Annotated in this window: 16 protein-coding genes; 2 read left to right on the top strand and 14 right to left on the bottom strand. The window is 52.7% G+C overall.

Features of this window, described 5'->3' with window-relative positions:
• Positions 1-33 precede the first annotated feature (33 nt).
• From pstA to JGC47_RS17215, 4 genes are all read right to left on the bottom strand, one after another.
• Entirely contained in the window at positions 34-921 is an 888-nt protein-coding gene (gene pstA / locus JGC47_RS17230; protein WP_004161214.1) for a phosphate ABC transporter permease PstA, read from the bottom strand.
• Positions 918-1,880, bottom strand: a complete 963-nt coding sequence (gene pstC / locus JGC47_RS17225) for a phosphate ABC transporter permease PstC (RefSeq protein ID WP_004161216.1) — start codon at positions 1,878-1,880, stop codon at positions 918-920. Before pstC ends, pstA begins: the two co-directional genes overlap by 4 nt.
• A gap of 94 nt (positions 1,881-1,974) precedes the next feature.
• Positions 1,975-3,015: a phosphate ABC transporter substrate-binding protein PstS gene (gene pstS / locus JGC47_RS17220; protein WP_024015396.1), complete on the bottom strand. Its 1,041-nt coding sequence runs from the start codon at positions 3,013-3,015 to the stop codon at positions 1,975-1,977.
• A gap of 567 nt (positions 3,016-3,582) precedes the next feature.
• A complete protein-coding gene (locus tag JGC47_RS17215; RefSeq protein WP_004161221.1) occupies positions 3,583-3,768 on the bottom strand; it encodes an ogr/Delta-like zinc finger family protein in 186 nt (61 codons plus the stop codon).
• Positions 3,769-4,152: 384 nt separating this feature from the next.
• Here JGC47_RS17215 and JGC47_RS17210 point away from each other — a divergent pair, with 384 nt between their 5' ends.
• The gene (locus tag JGC47_RS17210; protein ID WP_004161222.1) at positions 4,153-5,400 is read left to right on the top strand and encodes a glycoside hydrolase family 68 protein; all 1,248 of its coding nucleotides are present in this window, start codon (positions 4,153-4,155) and stop codon (positions 5,398-5,400) included.
• Between the two features lie 125 nt (positions 5,401-5,525).
• The gene (locus JGC47_RS17205) at positions 5,526-5,843 is read left to right on the top strand and encodes a phage holin, lambda family (RefSeq protein ID WP_004161223.1); all 318 of its coding nucleotides are present in this window, start codon (positions 5,526-5,528) and stop codon (positions 5,841-5,843) included.
• Between the two features lie 993 nt (positions 5,844-6,836).
• Here JGC47_RS17205 and glmS read toward each other — a convergent pair.
• The 10 genes from glmS to atpB all read right to left on the bottom strand — a co-directional run bounded on the left by glmS (position 6,837) and on the right by atpB (position 17,235).
• Positions 6,837-8,666, bottom strand: coding sequence for a glutamine--fructose-6-phosphate transaminase (isomerizing) (glmS, locus tag JGC47_RS17200; protein WP_004161228.1), 1,830 nt, complete (start codon positions 8,664-8,666; stop codon positions 6,837-6,839).
• Between the two features lie 156 nt (positions 8,667-8,822).
• Positions 8,823-10,193, bottom strand: coding sequence for a bifunctional UDP-N-acetylglucosamine diphosphorylase/glucosamine-1-phosphate N-acetyltransferase GlmU (gene glmU, locus JGC47_RS17195; protein ID WP_004161238.1), 1,371 nt, complete (start codon positions 10,191-10,193; stop codon positions 8,823-8,825).
• Between the two features lie 232 nt (positions 10,194-10,425).
• On the bottom strand, positions 10,426-10,845 hold the full coding sequence (locus JGC47_RS17190; protein WP_004161242.1) for a F0F1 ATP synthase subunit epsilon: 420 nt from the start codon (positions 10,843-10,845) through the stop codon (positions 10,426-10,428).
• 146 nt (positions 10,846-10,991) lie between these two features.
• Entirely contained in the window at positions 10,992-12,374 is a 1,383-nt protein-coding gene (atpD, locus tag JGC47_RS17185) for a F0F1 ATP synthase subunit beta (protein WP_004161243.1), read from the bottom strand.
• Between the two features lie 147 nt (positions 12,375-12,521).
• On the bottom strand, positions 12,522-13,391 hold the full coding sequence (gene atpG, locus JGC47_RS17180) for a F0F1 ATP synthase subunit gamma (protein WP_004161244.1): 870 nt from the start codon (positions 13,389-13,391) through the stop codon (positions 12,522-12,524).
• A 54-nt stretch (positions 13,392-13,445) separates the two neighbouring features.
• Positions 13,446-14,987 carry a F0F1 ATP synthase subunit alpha gene (gene atpA / locus JGC47_RS17175; protein ID WP_004161246.1) on the bottom strand — a complete coding sequence of 514 codons (1,542 nt, stop codon included), beginning with the start codon at positions 14,985-14,987 and terminating at the stop codon, positions 13,446-13,448.
• 14 nt (positions 14,988-15,001) lie between these two features.
• Positions 15,002-15,535: a F0F1 ATP synthase subunit delta gene (atpH, locus tag JGC47_RS17170; RefSeq protein ID WP_004161248.1), complete on the bottom strand. Its 534-nt coding sequence runs from the start codon at positions 15,533-15,535 to the stop codon at positions 15,002-15,004.
• Positions 15,536-15,549: 14 nt separating this feature from the next.
• Entirely contained in the window at positions 15,550-16,020 is a 471-nt protein-coding gene (gene atpF / locus JGC47_RS17165) for a F0F1 ATP synthase subunit B (RefSeq protein ID WP_004161249.1), read from the bottom strand.
• A gap of 103 nt (positions 16,021-16,123) precedes the next feature.
• Positions 16,124-16,366, bottom strand: coding sequence for a F0F1 ATP synthase subunit C (gene atpE, locus JGC47_RS17160; RefSeq protein WP_004161250.1), 243 nt, complete (start codon positions 16,364-16,366; stop codon positions 16,124-16,126).
• A 50-nt stretch (positions 16,367-16,416) separates the two neighbouring features.
• Complete coding sequence (gene atpB / locus JGC47_RS17155; protein ID WP_004161258.1) at positions 16,417-17,235, bottom strand: F0F1 ATP synthase subunit A; 819 nt, start codon at positions 17,233-17,235, stop codon at positions 16,417-16,419.
• Between the last annotated feature and the right edge of the window lie 5 nt (positions 17,236-17,240).

The raw sequence follows: 17,240 nt of genomic DNA, 5'->3' as shown, positions 1-17,240 counted from the left end.
CTTAGTCCGCGCCGTCAGCGCCGCACGGCTCAATTAATGTTTGCTCTTCGCGAAGACAACGCGTGCCAGAATGTTCAGTAACAGCACGCACAGCGTAATGATCAGCACGCCTGCCCAGGCCAGGCTCTGCCATTCGGCAAACGGGCTCATGGCGAACTTAAAGATGGTCACCGGCAGGTTAGCCAGCGGCTGCATCATGTCGGTACTCCAGAACTGATTCGACAACGAGGTAAACAGCAGCGGAGCGGTTTCCCCGGCAATACGGGCTATCGCCAGCAGCACGCCGGTCAGAATACCGGTGACCGATGCTTTCAGAGTAATGGCTGAAATCATCTTCCATTTCGGCGTCCCCAGCGCGTAAGCCGCTTCGCGCAGGCTGTCCGGCACCAGTTTCAACATATTTTCGGTGGTACGGACAACAATCGGGATTTGTAGCAGCGCCAGCGCCACCATCCCGGCCCAACCGGAAAAATGCTGCATCTGCGCCACTACCACGGTGTAAACAAACAGCCCGACCACAATCGAAGGTGCCGACAGCAGAATGTCATTGATAAAGCGGATCGCTTCAGCCAGCCAGGATTTACGTCCGTATTCGGCCAGGTAGATGCCCGCCATAATGCCGAGCGGCGTACCGAACACGGTGGCCCAGAAGATCAGCAGGCCGCTGCCCGCGAGAGCATTGGCCAGGCCGCCTCCCGCCGTATTCGGCGGCGGGGTGTTTTCGGTAAACAGCGCCAGCGACATGCCGTCCATACCGCGCGTCACGGTAGAAAACAGGATCCACACCAGCCAGAAAAGACCAAAGGCCATCGTCAGTAATGACAAAGTGAGAGCCATGCGGTTTTTCATTCGCCGCCACGCCTGCATTTTGCGGCGCGAGACAAGCAGTTGGTCATCAGCCTGTAAATCAACGGGATTCATGAGCGCGCTCCTTCACTTTTCGCCAGGCGCAGGATCAACAGTTTGGAACAGGCCAATACGATAAAGGTGATGACAAACAGGATCAGCCCCAGCTCCATCAGCGCAGCGGTGTGCACGCCGGACTCAGCTTCAGCAAATTCGTTGGCCAGCGCCGAGGTGATGCTGTTGCCCGGCATAAACAGTGAGGCGCTGTCGAGCTGGTAAGTGTTACCGATAATAAAGGTTACCGCCATGGTTTCACCCAGCGCACGCCCCAACCCAAGCATTATCCCGCCAATCACCCCGTTTTTGGTGAACGGCAGGACTATCCGCCAGATAACCTCCCAGGTGGTGCAACCGATGCCGTAAGCCGACTCTTTCATCATCACCGGCGTCTGTTCGAATACGTCACGCATCACCGAAGAGATATAGGGAATAATCATAATCGCCAGGATAATCCCGGCGGCGAGAATGCCAATTCCAAAAGCCGGGCCGGAGAACAACGCGCCAACAATCGGCACGTTAGCCAGCACGTCGCCTACCGGCTGCTGGAACCAGGTGGCAAACAGCGGAGCAAAGATAAACAGCCCCCACATGCCATAGACAATGCTGGGGATGGCCGCCAGCAGTTCGATGGCCACGCCCAACGGGCGACGCAGCCAGCCAGGGGCCAGTTCGGTCAGAAACAGGGCGATGCCAAAACTGACCGGGACAGCGATCAGCAGGGCAATAACCGAGGTGACAACGGTGCCGTAAATCGGCACCAGCGCACCAAACTGCTGGTTCGGCGCATCCCACTCTTTGTTCCACAGGAACGAGAAACCAAACTTGTGGATGCTCGGCCATGAGGAGAAAAGCAGGGAAACGATGATGCCGCCAAGCAGCAACAGCACGATCAGCGCAGCCAGTTTCACCAGCGCGCTGAAGATGATGTCACCCTGTTTTCCGGGGGCCTTAAATGTCGGCTTGCTTGCAGCCATAGAGTTCTCGAGTCGGTAACAGCTAATACATAACGGGCAAGGCGGCTTGCCCGTGCGGGAGAGACGCGCCACCTCAGCGTGGCGCGTTAAGCAATCAGTACAACGCCTTGCCGGAACTGTCTTTCACGTTGCTTTTCCAGGCGGCGCGGATCTGCTCCACGACGGGAGCTGGCAGCGATGCATAGTCCAGCGCGCTGGTGGTTTTGCCACCGTTTTTATAAGCCCAGTCAAAGAACTGCAACACGGCTGCGCCCTTCGCGGTGTTGGCCTGCTCTTTATGAACCAGGATAAAGGTGGTAGAGGTGATCGGCCAGGCGTTATCGCCTTTCTGGAAGGTCAGATCCTGAGCGAACGAGGTGCTCCAGTCTGCGCCTTTAGCCGCATCGCTGAAGCTTTTCTCGCTCGGGGCAATCGCTTTGCCGTCGGCATCGACCAGTTTGGTGTAGGCGAGGCTGTTCTGTTTAGCATAGGCGTATTCGACATAGCCGACAGATCCTGGCAAACGCTGTACGAATGCAGCAACGCCGTCATTACCTTTACCGCCCAGGCCCACCGGCCAGTTAACGGTGCTGCCTTTGCCGACTTTGCTGCTCCAGTCTTTGTTCACTTTAGACAGATAGCTGGTAAAGACAAATGAGGTCCCGGAACCATCAGCGCGGCGTACCACGTTGATATTGGCATCAGGCAACTTTACGCCCGGGTTGAGTTTGGTGATAGCCGGATCGTTCCACTTCTTGACAGTACCAAGGTAGATATCCCCCACGGTTTTACCATCCAGCGTCAGCTCCCCGGATTTGATACCAGGAATATTGACCGCCAGTACCACCCCGCCAATCACCGTCGGGAACTGGAACAGGCCATTTTTAGCCAAATCTTCGTCTTTCATCGGTGCATCTGACGCACCAAAGTCGGCGGTTTTCGCGATAATTTGCTTCACGCCGCCGGAAGAGCCGATACCCTGATAGTTAACCTGGCTGCCCGTGGCGGTGTGGTACTCTGCCGCCCACTTGTTATAAACCGGAGCCGGAAAGGTGCCGCCAGCGCCGGTCAGATTCGTCGCAGCCAGCGCAGAAACAGCGCTCAGAGAAAGGGTTAATGCAACGCATTGAGCCAGAGTTTTGTGCATCGAAGTCATATTCCCTCCACGGGATAATAAAATCAGGTCGGTAACCGTGTTCGAATGATTAATTATTGCTGCTGGGGGCAAAATAGGACAGTTTGGTGACAGTAAAATGTCGATAGTATGACAGAATTATGACATCCGGCCGTGACCGCCTTGTCAGCGCTGGAGTGCCATGACGCTGGCCATGCGCTCACGACAGCAACCGGCTTTGTAGCGCGCTGCCCACGGTGGCGCAACGACATCAAGATGGCACCCTGTAGATCGTACAGCATCAGAAATTAAGACTATACGGCAAGCTGGAAAGGGGCGGGCCGTTATTTGTCATCAACGGATATTCTGCTAAACAGCATCTGCATGCTCTGCATCAGGGTAAATGCCCTGAAGGTGTTCCTTTAATTTAGTCTTCAATAGCCTGTTTATTTACCAGTCTTCAGACAGCTGTGGGGTTGATTCAATATCAATAATCATTAAGTCCTGATGTTGTTATTCAGCGTCCTGACATATTGTCTGACGCATTAATTTTTAACGGAAGGCGGTTAATTACAGCAAACCGGGAGCGCCCCCGGGCAACTAAAAGGCTCAGATTGGAGGGGAGGATATTTCAGCATCCGGTTTTGTCAGAATTTTAGCAACACTTTCTATTGTTTTAAACGTACAGGAACACCTTATATTCTGGCACTGATAATACGCTTCTTTCGTTTGCTCGGAAATATATCGACTGGTTCTTGTGTGCGAAGCGTTATTGCAAACTGGACAGCGCATCATAAGTGCACCTCCGCAAGGTCCCCGTACCTTCGTGCAGCGCCGATGAGCTTATAAAAAACCGCCACCCTGTTACTCCTTTTCATTGCTGCCCCCTTATCAGTAGCTTCTCAAACCTGTTAAAATTTGCATGATTCGTCGATAAATCAAGGATGTTTAACTCATAATACAACAAATACATCGACTCAATCCTCGTTATTCATAATGTATCAACCAATATTTAACAGAGAGCTACAAGAAAAATCCTGCAGCGATCATGGTTATTTATAAGGGATTGTTATGTCCTGAAAACCACACAACAGAACCAGAGTGATTTCAAAAAATAAAAAGCTATTAATATACAGACCTTCAGCAAGAAGGTATTCGAAATAACCTGTGAGGATATTTATGTCAGATTATAATTATAAACCAACGCTGTGGACTCGTGCCGATGCATTGAAAGTTCATGAGGATGACCCAACCACAACTCAACCGGTTATTGACATTGCATTCCCGGTAATGAGTGAAGAAGTCTTTATTTGGGATACCATGCCATTGCGAGACTTCGACGGAGAGATTATCTCTGTAAATGGTTGGTGTATTATTTTTACGCTAACAGCAGATCGCAACACTGATAATCCGCAATTCCAGGATGAAAATGGCAATTATGATATTACTCGTGACTGGGAAGACAGACATGGTCGTGCGCGTATTTGTTATTGGTACTCACGCACCGGTAAAGACTGGATTTTTGGCGGTCGGGTAATGGCCGAAGGTGTCTCACCGACGACGCGTGAGTGGGCCGGAACCCCGATCCTTTTAAACGATCGGGGCGATATTGACCTGTATTATACCTGTGTCACTCCGGGTGCAACCATTGCCAAAGTGCGCGGTAAAATCGTCACTTCCGATCAAAGTGTAAGCCTGGAAGGTTTTCAGCAGGTTACATCACTTTTCTCTGCTGACGGGACTATTTACCAGACGGAAGAGCAGAACGCTTTCTGGAACTTCCGTGACCCAAGCCCATTCATTGACAGGAATGATGGCAAATTATATATGCTGTTTGAAGGAAACGTGGCGGGGCCGCGCGGTTCGCACGAAATTACCCAGGCTGAGATGGGTAATGTGCCGCCGGGTTATGAAGATGTGGGTGGCGCAAAATATCAGGCAGGCTGTGTTGGTCTGGCTGTGGCCAAAGACCTGTCAGGCAGTGAGTGGCAAATCCTGCCTCCGCTGATCACCGCTGTTGGCGTAAACGATCAGACTGAACGCCCTCATTTTGTCTTCCAGGATGGTAAATACTATCTGTTCACCATTAGCCATAAGTACACTTTTGCCGATAACCTGACCGGCCCTGATGGAGTGTATGGCTTTGTAAGCGATAAACTTACCGGCCCTTACACGCCGATGAATAGCTCCGGGCTGGTGCTGGGCAACCCGTCTTCACAACCTTTCCAGACATATTCACACTATGTTATGCCTAATGGGCTGGTCACTTCCTTTATTGACAGTGTTCCGTGGAAAGGTAAGGACTATCGCATTGGCGGTACTGAAGCTCCGACCGTAAAAATTCTGTTGAAAGGCGATCGCTCATTTATTGTTGATAGCTTCGATTATGGATATATTCCGGCAATGAAAGACATTACTTTAAAATAAGTCTGTTAGTCGATATCAGTCAGGTCAGGCTGGCTGATATCGCTATGATAGTCATATTAATTTTCCAAGGTTAAGTCTATATCTTCTTCGTATTGAAATTTTAATCTCTTCAAAGGATTGTATATATGGCGTTCTGGCTCAATGTTAATTTATTAGAGATTATAAAATCATGGTGGCGCGGGGAAGTTCCCATTGGTGGTGTATTAATGGCTATTGGCATGGCCGTGCTGCGGATGAAGTACTCTGGCAAATCTCGGGGAAAAACAGTGACAGAAGGATTACTCTGTGGAGCGTTAACATTGACGACGGTTTCAGCAATGAATTTCTTCCATATACCACAAAGTATGACGGTTGCTATTGGTGGCTTTATTGGCTTTGTTGGCGTTAAAAAGATAAGTCATCACCTGTTAATGTATCTGAGTTCACGGATTAAGAAGGAATAATAAAGGACGGTTTAAGTTGTGTCATTTGTGGTTAATATGATTGATTGCAGAATCTTGATCCAATCGACTTCTAACCTACCCGTTCTTCGGATAACCGAAGAACGATTGCACTACAGGCAGCAACCAGACGGGGGATAATATGCTGATATACAAGAACGTTCCCAGCAGGATTGATTTTAAGTATATCGAGGTTAACGGCTACGATCCCTTTATCCGTGATTTCATTAAAGGGAAAAGTTATCCATGGTGAGTGGTAGGGCATAACGATCGGCAAAATCAAAAGGGTCTCAAGGAGATCCTTTTTTTCGGGCGTCATCTCCGGCTCTGTAAACGAAAAAAACACCTGTTGAGGTGTTGCGTGTGCAGTGGTTGGTTCAATGGCTGGTGGCTAGGCTGGAAGCAAGGTGGCTGAATTTGGCGTGGATATGGTATTTCAACATTATGTTAATTAAAATGATCCTTCACTATAGGCCTTTTATCGTTATGACTATTGGTGTTATCAGCTTCATTTCATCCATAATATGGTATGGCTTCAACAGAAAAAAACATTACACGTTATTACCTCTGTTGCAGAAGGAATATAGCCCCGGCACCTTATTCATTTCATTGTCTCAAGTTTTTTTTGGGCTGCACCCATTGTATATTTATTCTTAGATTTAAAAAGAAAGAAGAATATACTGTTCGTAAAAAGAGAGTGGGAATTTTACACTTTTTTGAGAAAAAAGAGACTGCGCTAACTAACCGGATACTTCCATTCTGTTATTTATGCAACAGCAGCATGCTAGGTTGCTCATTTGTTATTATTTGCGGAATAATTATACATATTCAATTAAATTATTTCGCATGAGAAAATTTTCGCCTCTTAACTACGCCGGGTGTAAAGGGATAAGCATTAATTACTGGCCTAAAAAAAGCCCGGTACGCTGTTAATACAGCCCGCCGGGCTTTCACGTTAACCGTGGCTTTATCTGCCGTGCCGTTAACGATTGCCCCTTATTCCACCGTCACCGATTTCGCCAGGTTGCGCGGCTGGTCTACATCGGTGCCTTTAATCAGCGCCACATGGTAGCTGAGCAGCTGCAACGGCACGGTGTAGAAGATTGGCGCGATCACCTCTTCGACATGCGGCAGCGGAATGATACGCATCCCTTCGCTGTTGGCAAAACCGGCATCCGCATCGGCGAAGACATACAGCAGGCCGCCACGGGCGCGCACTTCTTCAATGTTCGACTTCAGCTTTTCCAGCAGTTCATTGTTCGGCGCGACAACAATCACCGGCATATCAGCATCGATCAGCGCCAGCGGGCCGTGTTTCAGCTCTCCGGCGGCGTAGGCTTCAGCGTGAATATAGGAGATCTCTTTTAGCTTCAGCGCCCCTTCCATGGCGATCGGGTACTGATCGCCACGGCCAAGGAACAGCGCGTGATGTTTGTCTGAGAAATCCTCTGCCAGGGAAGCAATCAGCTCATCCTGTGACAGCATCTGCTCAATACGGCTCGGCAACGCCTGCAGGGAGTGAACAATATCGTGTTCCACCTGTGGATTAACGCCTTTAAGACGACCAATTTTTGCCACCAGCATCAGCAGGACGGTTAGCTGGGTGGTAAAGGCTTTGGTTGATGCCACGCCGATTTCCGTACCGGCTTTGGTCATCAACGCCAGGTCAGATTCGCGCACCAGGGAGGAGCCCGCCACGTTGCAGATCGCCAGCGATCCCAAATAACCCAGCTCTTTCGACAGGCGCAGCGCTGCCAGCGTATCGGCGGTTTCACCGGATTGAGAAAGGGTGATCAGCAGGCTGTTTTTGCGCACCGCAGATTTGCGGTAGCGGAATTCAGAAGCGATCTCCACGTCACAAGGTACGTTGGCCAGAGATTCAAACCAGTAGCGCGAAACCATACCAGAGTTGTATGAGGTGCCACAGGCGACAATCTGGATATGTTCAACGTTGGCCAGCAGCGAGTCAGCGTTGGCGCCCAGCTCGGAAAAGTCGACTTCTCCGTGGCTGAAACGACCGCTAAGGGTGTTTTTAATCGCCACCGGCTGCTCGTAAATCTCTTTCTGCATGTAGTGGCGGTAGGCACCTTTATCGCCGGCATCATACTGCGTATTGGATTCGATTTCGCGGCGCTGTACAACCTCGCCGCTGCGGTCAACGATAATGACGTTACGGCGGGTAATTTGCGCGATATCACCCTCTTCCAGATAGATAAAGCGGCGCGTAACCGGCAGCAGCGCCACCTGATCTGAGGCAATAAAGTTTTCACCCACGCCACGGCCTATTACCAGCGGGCTGCCGGAGCGCGCAGCTATCAGCGTGGCGGGATCGCGACTGTCAAGGATAACCATACCGTAAGCACCGCGCAGCTGCGGGATGACACGCTGCACCACTTCATGCAGTGAGCCGCCGTTTTGCTGTTCCCAGTGCACCAGGTGCGCCACCACCTCGGTATCAGTTTCTGAGGTAAAGGTGTAACCGCGGCCTGTCATCAGCTCGCGCAGTGGCTCATGGTTTTCAATAATGCCGTTGTGAACAATAATGATTTCGCCGGAAATGTGCGGGTGCGCATTACTTTCCGACGGTTCGCCGTGCGTGGCCCAGCGCGTGTGCGCGATACCGGTTCCACCCGCCAGCGCGGTGTTTTCCGCCGCGGCAGTCAGGTTGCTCACCTTGCCAACGCGACGCAGGCGGGTAGCCTGCCCGTTAGCATCAACCACGGCCAGACCGGCAGAGTCATAGCCACGGTATTCCAGACGGCGCAGCCCTTCGAGCAGGATTTCTGCAATATCACGCTGCGCTACAGCACCAACAATTCCACACATAGTAATTTTCCTGACATGATGGCGGACAGGCCATCAGCGTTGTCTTCTGACCTGATTGTTCCGGTACATTCCGGTTCCCCGAGCCTTGTAGAGAGTGGGGATTATTTTTATGTTTACTGCGGGTTTCAGGCTGCGGTAACCACAGCCTGAAGAAGCTTACTTTTTCTTTTGCGGCCGCTGCCAGCTGGCGTTCAGCTGCTGCTCTTTACGGTTGTAGACCAGCCCGGCAGCCGGGACATCTCGCATAAGGGTGGTGCCGGCAGCAATGGTCACGCCCGCCGCCACGCTGACCGGCGCGATCAGCTGGGTATCAGAACCGACAAACACATCATCGCCGATAACCGTTTTGAATTTATTGACGCCATCGTAGTTACAGGTGATGGTACCGGCACCGATATTAACATTAGCACCTATTTCCGCATCGCCAAGATAGCTGAGGTGACCGGCCTTGGATCCTTTACCGAGCCGCGCTTTTTTCATCTCGACAAAGTTACCGACGTGCGCACCTTCTGCCAGCTCGCTGCCGGGGCGCAGACGGGCAAATGGCCCAACGCTGCATCCCGGGGCCAGCTGCGCGTCTTCAATCACGCTATACGGACTGATGATGCTGTCGTCGGCAATCACGCTGTTTTTAATCACGCAGCCGCTGCCGATTTTCACCCGGTTGCCGAGTATGACATGACCTTCAATAATGACGTTGGTATCAATGACCACATCGCGACCGTGGTCCAGCGTGCCGCGTAAGTCGAATCGTGCCGGATCCTGTAACATCACGCCGGACAACAGCAATTTTTCTGCCTGCTGAGCCTGGTAAACACGCTCCAGCGTTGCCAGCTGCAGACGGTTATTGACCCCGTCAGTTTCAGTGGTGTGCGCCGGATGCGCAGCCTCAACCTGGCGGCCTTCCTGGTGAGCGAGCGCGATAATATCGGTGATGTAATATTCACCCTGCGCATTGTGATTGGTCAGCTGGCCTAACCAGCGCTTCAGGTCCGCCCCCCCCGCCAGCAGGATGCCGGTGTTAATTTCGTTGATCGCCAGCTGTTCAGGTGCAGCATCTTTCTGCTCGACAATGCCAACCACCCGGCCGTTTTCACGGATGATGCGGCCATATCCGGTCGGGTTATCCAGGCTAACCGTCAGCAGGCCGATGCCGCCATCGGGTTTCACTTGCTGCAAACGACGCAGCGTTTCGCTGGATATCAATGGCACATCGCCGTACAGCATCAGAATGTCTTCATTATCCGCGAAATAAGGCGCGGCCTGTTGCATCGCGTGCCCGGTTCCCAACTGTTCCGCCTGAAGCACCCAGTTCAGGGACTCGTCATTAAGGGCGGTTTTCAGCAGCTCTCCCCCGTGCCCATAAACCAGATTGACGCGCTGCGCATTCAGCGCCCTTGCCGCGTCTATCACGTGCTGAACCATCGGTTTTCCTGCCAGTAAATGCAATACCTTCGGCAGGTCGGAATACATGCGGGTTCCTTTGCCAGCGGCAAGAATTACCACGCTCATCGGGCGGTTTGACATAGACATCCTGACTGATCTTTTATGAGATGAAAGTTAAGCGGTTTACCCCGCCAAATACTACATATTTTTCGGAAAAAAACATCTCGGGCCGGTCGCGGTACACCGATCACGCAGACATTTTAGCGCACCCGCCGGTGGCTATCATCGTTGCGATGGCCGGAAATTCAGCCGGCAAAAGCCATAAAAAAAGCCAGTCAGTTTCCTGACTGGCCTTCTGCAACTTAAACCTGAGTTACATCGCGTTTTTGGTCAACTCGATCACGCGCAGTTTGGCGATCGCTTTAGCCAGTTCCGCAGACGCTACCGCAAAGTCAACATCACCGTGAGAGCTGTTCATATGCTCTTCAGCTTTGCGCTTCGCTTCCAGAGCGCGAGCTTCGTCGAGATCGCTGCCGCGGATCGCCGTGTCAGCCAGTACGGTAACCGCACCGGGCTGCACTTCCAGCACGCCGCCGGAGAGGTAAATCACCTCTTCTTCACCGTACTGCTTAACGATGCGGATCATACCAGGCTTAATGGCGGTCAGGAGCGGGGCGTGGTTTGGGCGAATACCCAACTCACCTTCGCTGCCTGATACCTGGATGCTTTGCACAGTGCCGGAGAACATCTGCAGTTCTGCGCTGACAACGTCCAGGTGAAAAGTCATGGCCATAGTTAACCTCCAGGGAAACTATCCCCTTTAACCTTCAGGCTGCGTCCGGGTGGGCTACCTGCGTTTACCCGCATCACCCCTTCGGTAACATGCGGATCCACGCCTTTGCCGCCTTTCTGCAGCCCGATTGCTTCAGGGCTGTCTGATTACAGTTTCTTCGCTTTTTCCACGGCTTCTTCGATGGAACCCACCATGTAGAAAGCCTGCTCTGGCAGATGGTCGAACTCGCCTTCCATGATGCCTTTAAAGCCACGGATGGTATCTTTCAGAGACACGTATTTACCTGGAGAACCGGTGAACACTTCCGCCACGAAGAACGGCTGGGACAGGAAGCGCTGCATCTTACGCGAGCGTGCTACCACCAGTTTGTCTTCTTCTGACAGTTCGTCCATCCCCAGGATGGCGATGATGTCTTTCAGTTCCTGATAACGCTGCAGCAGTGACTGAACGCCACGCGCAGTGTCATAGTGTTCCTGACCCACAACCAGCGGATCCAGCTGACGACTGGTGGAATCCAGCGGGTCAACGGCCGGGTAGATACCCAGAGAAGCGATTTGACGGCTCAGTACCACGGTTGCATCCAAGTGCGCAAAGGTGGTGGCTGGTGACGGGTCAGTCAAGTCATCAGCAGGAACGTAAACGGCCTGTACGGAGGTGATTGAACCGGTTTTGGTCGAGGTGATACGTTCCTGCAGAACGCCCATCTCTTCCGCCAGCGTTGGCTGGTAACCTACCGCAGAAGGCATACGACCCAGCAGAGCGGAGACTTCAGTACCGGCCAGGGTGTAACGATAGATGTTATCGATAAACAGCAGTACGTCACGACCTTCGTCACGGAACTTCTCCGCCATGGTCAGACCGGTCAGCGCAACGCGCAGACGGTTACCCGGTGGCTCGTTCATCTGACCATAGACCAGCGAAACTTTGTCGATAACGTTGGAGTCGGTCATTTCGTGGTAGAAGTCGTTACCTTCACGGGTACGCTCACCCACACCGGCAAATACCGAGAAACCTGAGTGCTCAGCCGCAATGTTACGAATAAGCTCCATCATGTTGACGGTTTTACCTACGCCCGCACCACCGAACAAGCCGACTTTACCGCCCTTGGCGAACGGACACATCAGGTCAATCACCTTGATGCCGGTTTCCAGCAGATCCTGAGAGTTCGACTGATCTTCGTAAGAAGGTGCAGAGCGGTGAATCGCCCAGCGCTCTTCTTCGCCAATGTCGCCTTTCATATCGATCGGCTCACCCAGCACGTTCATGATACGGCCAAGTGTGGCAGTACCTACCGGTACTTCAATTGGGTGCTGAAGGTCAACGGCTTCCAGACCACGCTTAAGGCCGTCTGAAGAACCCATGGCGATGGTACGAACCACGCCACCGCCCAGCTGCTGCTGAACTTCCAGCACCAGACGAGCATCACCATTTTTAACCTCAAGGGCGCTGTACACTTGTGGTACTGCGTCCTGAGGGAACTCGACGTCAACCACGGCGCCGATTACCTGGACAATCTTTCCAGTAGCCATCTTGAATCCTCTACCTAATTCATTTCTACCCGACGTTTAGGAAGCCGCAGCGGGGTTAGCGGTAACCGATCACCTGAATTGCTTACCAGGTAAACGCATTGTGACTCGTCCCCTTACTGCCAACTTCATCGCCTGAGCAGTACCTGGTTAAACCGCGGAGGCCCCCGAGACGATCTCGGTAAGTTCCTGAGTGATGTTGGCCTGACGAGCTTTGTTGTAGACCAACTGCAGCTCTTTGATCAGGTTTCCGCCGTTATCGGTTGCGGCTTTCATCGCCACCATTCGCGCGGCCTGCTCGCTGGCCAGGTTTTCAACAACACCCTGGTAAACCTGAGATTCGACGTAGCGGCGCAGTAACGTGTCCAGCAGCGCTTTCGGATCGGGTTCATACAGATAGTCCCAGGTGCTCTTTTTCACAACGCCTTCCGCATCATCTGCTGGCGGTAACGGCAGCAGCTGTACGATCTGTGGAGACTGAGACATGGTGTTGATAAATTTGTTGCTGACGATGTACAGCTTGTCGATGCGGCCTTCATCGTATGCCTGTAGCATCACTTTGACCGGGCCAATCAGGTCGGACAGGGCAGGTTTATCGCCCATGCCGTTGACCTGAGCAACCACGTTGCCGCCGACAGAGCCGAAGAATGACATCCCTTTAGAACCGATAATCGCCAGATCGCTCTCGACGCCTTTATCAGCCCAGGATTTCATATCCATCAGCACTTTTTTGAACAGGTTAATGTTCAAACCACCACAAAGCCCGCGGTCGGTAGATACGACCAGATAGCCGACGCGCTTAACGTCACGCTCATCCAGGTAAGGGTGCTTGTATTCCAGATTACCTAGCGCAATGTGACCAATCACTTTGCGCATGGTCTCTGCATAAGGACGGCTGGCCGCCATGCGTTCCTGCGATTTACGCATTTTGGAGGCGGCGACCATTTCCATCGCTTTGGTGATCTTCTGCGTGTTTTGCACGCTGCCGATCTTACTACGTATCTCTTTTGCGCCGGCCATAAGCTTCTCCTCAAAGCCTTGCGGCCTGCCCCAACAGGGACAAGCCGCCAGACATTACCAGGACTGGGTTGCTTTAAACGTTTCGAGGAGGCCTTTCAGCTTCTCTTCGATTTCGCCGTTATAGTTACCAGACTGGTTGATATCAGCCATCAGCTCTGCATGATCGCGATCCGCATAAGCCAGCAGTGCCGCTTCGCAGCTACCGATTTTCGCCAGTTCGACGTCATTCAGGAAGCCGCGCTCGGCGGCAAACAGCACCAGACCCTGCTGCGCTACGGACATCGGCGCATACTGTTTCTGTTTCAGCAGTTCGGTCACTTTCTGACCGTGGCTCAGCTGTTTGCGGGTTGCTTCATCCAGATCGGAAGCGAACTGCGAGAACGCCGCCAGCTCGCGATACTGTGCCAGCGCGGTACGGATACCCCCGGACAGTTTCTTGATGATCTTAGTCTGAGCAGCACCGCCCACACGAGATACGGAAATGCCCGGGTTAACCGCCGGACGAATACCGGAGTTGAACAGGTTGGTTTCCAGGAAGATCTGACCATCGGTAATCGAAATGACGTTGGTCGGAACGAACGCAGAAACGTCACCCGCCTGGGTTTCGATGATCGGCAGAGCCGTCAGTGAACCGGTTTTACCTTTCACTTCACCGTTGGTGAAACGCTCAACGTAGTCGGCGCTCACACGGGAAGCACGCTCCAGCAGACGGGAGTGGAGATAGAACACGTCGCCCGGGAAGGCTTCACGGCCCGGTGGACGGCGCAGCAGCAGAGAAACCTGACGGTAAGCAACAGCCTGTTTGGACAGGTCATCGTATACGATCAGCGCGTCTTCACCGCGGTCACGGAAGTATTCGCCCATCGCGCAGCCGGCATATGGTGCCAGGTATTGCAACGCAGCAGATTCAGATGCGGTCGCAACCACCACGATGGTGTTAGCCAGCGCGTTGTGTTCTTCCAGCTTGCGTACCACGTTAGCGATGGTCGAGGCTTTCTGACCGATGGCCACGTACACGCATTTGATGCCGGAATCGCGCTGGTTGATGATGGCATCGATCGCCATCGCGGTTTTACCGGTCTGACGGTCACCGATGATCAGCTCACGCTGGCCACGGCCGATTGGGATCATCGCATCAACCGATTTGTAACCGGTCTGTACCGGCTGATCGACGGACTGCCTGTCGATAACGCCAGGTGCAATCACTTCGATCGGGGAGAAACCGTCGTTGTCGATAGCGCCTTTACCGTCGATAGGTGCACCCAGGGTGTTCACCACGCGGCCCAGCAGGCCACGGCCGACCGGGACTTCGAGGATACGGCCAGTACACTTCACCGTCATGCCTTCCGCGAGGTCAGCATATGGGCCCATCACCACTGCACCTACGGAGTCACGCTCCAGGTTCAGTGCGATAGCGTAACGGCTGCCCGGCAGGGCAATCATCTCACCCTGCATCACATCGGCCAGGCCGTGTACGCGGATGATGCCGTCACTTACAGAAACAATAGTACCTTCGTTGTGAGCTTCGCTCACTACATTGAACTGAGCAATGCGCTGCTTGATCAGTTCGCTGATTTCGGTGGAATTCAGTTGCATATGCTCCAGTCCCCTTAAGACTGCAAGACGTCTGCGAGGCGTTCAAGACGACCGCGTACGCTGCCGTCAATGACCATATCACCCGCACGGATGATTACGCCTGCCATTACAGACTTATCAATTTTGCAATTCAGCTTAACTTTGCGTGACAGACGTTTTTCCATCGCGGCGCTGATTTTAGCCAGCTGTTCGTCACTCAGTGTTGTGGAAGAGATAACGTCAACCTCGGCGGTCGCATCGTGTGCGGCACGCAGTTGGATGAACTGTTCCAGAACAGCGGTAAGCGTGGGTAAACGTCCGTTTTCAGCCATCACCTTAATCAGGTTCTGACCGGCTTCGTCGAGTTGGTCACCACAAATCGCGATGAATGTTTCAGACAACGCTTCCGGCGCCAGGGCGCCGGAAAGGAGATCTGTCATCTGTTCATTGCTTGCCACCGAGGCGGCAAACGCCAGCATCTGCTGCCAGCGATCGACACCTTGATGCTCAACAGCAAAGTCAAAAGCTGCTTTGGCGTAGGGGCGAGCTACAGTAGTAAATTCAGACATCAGCCCCTCCCTCCTTACAGTTCAGCGACCAGTTTATCTACGATGTCGCTGTTAGCAGCTTCATCCACGGAACGTTCAATGATTTTCTCGGCGCCGGCAACAGCCAGCATCGCGACCTGCTTGCGCAACTCTTCACGAGCACGTTTGCGTTCGGCGTCAATTTCAGCCTGCGCCTGGGTGACGATCTTGTTACGTTCTTGCTCAGCCTCTGCTTTGGCTTCGTCCAGGATCTGCGCACGGCGTTTGTTCGCCTGCTCGATGATGACCTGAGCGTCGTCCTTTGCTTTTTTCAGCCGATCGGTCGCACTCGCCTGCGCGAGATCCAAATCTTTCCTGGCACGTTCAGCGGAAGCAAGGCCGTCGGCAACTTCTTTCTGGCGCTTTTCGATAGCGGCCATAAGCGGCGGCCATACGTACTTCATGCAGAACGCTACAAACAGGATGAACGCGATAGCCTGGCCGAGGATTGTTGCGTTAATGTTCACAGCACAATGCCTCTTGTTAAGTTAACTTATTCTGCCGCCGTGACTCACGGCGGCAGAAGCCGTTCATCGCATCCATCAAAGCAGAGCGATGAACAATCGGTTCTTACGCCGCGACAGCAAACATCACGTACAGTCCCAGCCCCACAGCGATCATCGGGATTGCATCCACCAGACCCATTACAACAAAGAACTGCGTACGCAGCAGAGGGATCAGATCCGGCTGGCGCGCGGCGCCTTCCAGGAATTTACCTCCGAGGATGCCGATACCGATCGCAGCACCGATTGCCGCCAGGCCCATCATCACAGCGGCAGCCATGTACAGCAGATCCATATTCAGGTTTTCCATGACAGTCTCCAGTTTGTTTCAGTTAAAACGCAGTAGTGTTGAGAAAAATATCAATGTTCTTCAGATGCCATCGACAGATAGACAATCGTTAAGACCATGAAAATGAAAGCCTGCAGCGAAATGATCAGGATGTGGAAAATGGCCCAGGGCACACTCAGAATCCACTGTGACCACCACGGCAACAGACCGGCAATCAGGATAAAAATCAATTCACCCGCATACATATTTCCGAACAGTCGCAGCCCCAGAGATACTGGTTTGGACAGCAGGCTCACGCCTTCCAGAATCAGGTTGATCGGAATGAATAACGGGTGGTTGAAGGGTTGCAGTGTCAGCTCTTTACTAAAGCCGCCAATGCCTTTCATCTTGATGCTGTAGAACAGAATCAAAACAAATACGCCAAGCGCCATCGACAGCGTGATGTTCACGTCGGCGGAAGGCACCACACGCAATGCTGGCAGCCCGAGGAAGTGCTCGCCGATATACGGCAGCAAATCGATAGGCAGCAGGTCCATGAAGTTCATCAGGAACACCCAGACGAAAATCGTCAGGGCCAGCGGAGCGATAACTTTGCTTTTGCCGTGGTACATATCGCGCACGTTGTTATCAACGAAACCGATAACCAGCTCGATAGCGGCCTGTAATTTGCCCGGTACGCCGCTGGTTGCTGATTTCGCTACCCGGCGAAACAGCACCAGGAATACCAGTCCCAGTACCACAGAGAAAAACATGGAGTCGATATTTAGTACCCAGAACGTCGCCGGAGCGTCGTGCGGATTCACTAGCCCGAAGGTACGCAGATCAAGCTGAAGATTATTCAGATGATGACCTATGTACTCTTGCGGCGTAGAGATTTCTCCTGCAGCCATGATGC

Source organism: Erwinia amylovora (assembly GCF_017161565.1).
Taxonomy (GTDB): domain Bacteria; phylum Pseudomonadota; class Gammaproteobacteria; order Enterobacterales; family Enterobacteriaceae; genus Erwinia; species Erwinia amylovora.
This window is presented reverse-complemented; position numbering and strand designations above follow the sequence as displayed.

Excerpts from the sequence above, each read along its gene's own strand:
- pstA (WP_004161214.1), bottom strand. The coding sequence starts at position 921 with ATGAATCCCGTTGATTTACAGGCTGATGACCAACTGCTTGTCTCGCGC.
- pstC (WP_004161216.1), bottom strand. The coding sequence starts at position 1,880 with ATGGCTGCAAGCAAGCCGACATTTAAGGCCCCCGGAAAACAGGGTGAC.
- pstS (WP_024015396.1), bottom strand. The coding sequence starts at position 3,015 with ATGACTTCGATGCACAAAACTCTGGCTCAATGCGTTGCATTAACCCTT.
- JGC47_RS17215 (WP_004161221.1), bottom strand. The coding sequence starts at position 3,768 with ATGATGCGCTGTCCAGTTTGCAATAACGCTTCGCACACAAGAACCAGT.
- JGC47_RS17210 (WP_004161222.1), top strand. The coding sequence starts at position 4,153 with ATGTCAGATTATAATTATAAACCAACGCTGTGGACTCGTGCCGATGCA.
- JGC47_RS17205 (WP_004161223.1), top strand. The coding sequence starts at position 5,526 with ATGGCGTTCTGGCTCAATGTTAATTTATTAGAGATTATAAAATCATGG.
- glmS (WP_004161228.1), bottom strand. The coding sequence starts at position 8,666 with ATGTGTGGAATTGTTGGTGCTGTAGCGCAGCGTGATATTGCAGAAATC.
- glmU (WP_004161238.1), bottom strand. The coding sequence starts at position 10,193 with ATGTCAAACCGCCCGATGAGCGTGGTAATTCTTGCCGCTGGCAAAGGA.
- JGC47_RS17190 (WP_004161242.1), bottom strand. The coding sequence starts at position 10,845 with ATGGCCATGACTTTTCACCTGGACGTTGTCAGCGCAGAACTGCAGATG.
- atpD (WP_004161243.1), bottom strand. The coding sequence starts at position 12,374 with ATGGCTACTGGAAAGATTGTCCAGGTAATCGGCGCCGTGGTTGACGTC.
- atpG (WP_004161244.1), bottom strand. The coding sequence starts at position 13,391 with ATGGCCGGCGCAAAAGAGATACGTAGTAAGATCGGCAGCGTGCAAAAC.
- atpA (WP_004161246.1), bottom strand. The coding sequence starts at position 14,987 with ATGCAACTGAATTCCACCGAAATCAGCGAACTGATCAAGCAGCGCATT.
- atpH (WP_004161248.1), bottom strand. The coding sequence starts at position 15,535 with ATGTCTGAATTTACTACTGTAGCTCGCCCCTACGCCAAAGCAGCTTTT.
- atpE (WP_004161250.1), bottom strand. The coding sequence starts at position 16,366 with ATGGAAAACCTGAATATGGATCTGCTGTACATGGCTGCCGCTGTGATG.
- atpB (WP_004161258.1), bottom strand. The coding sequence starts at position 17,235 with ATGGCTGCAGGAGAAATCTCTACGCCGCAAGAGTACATAGGTCATCAT.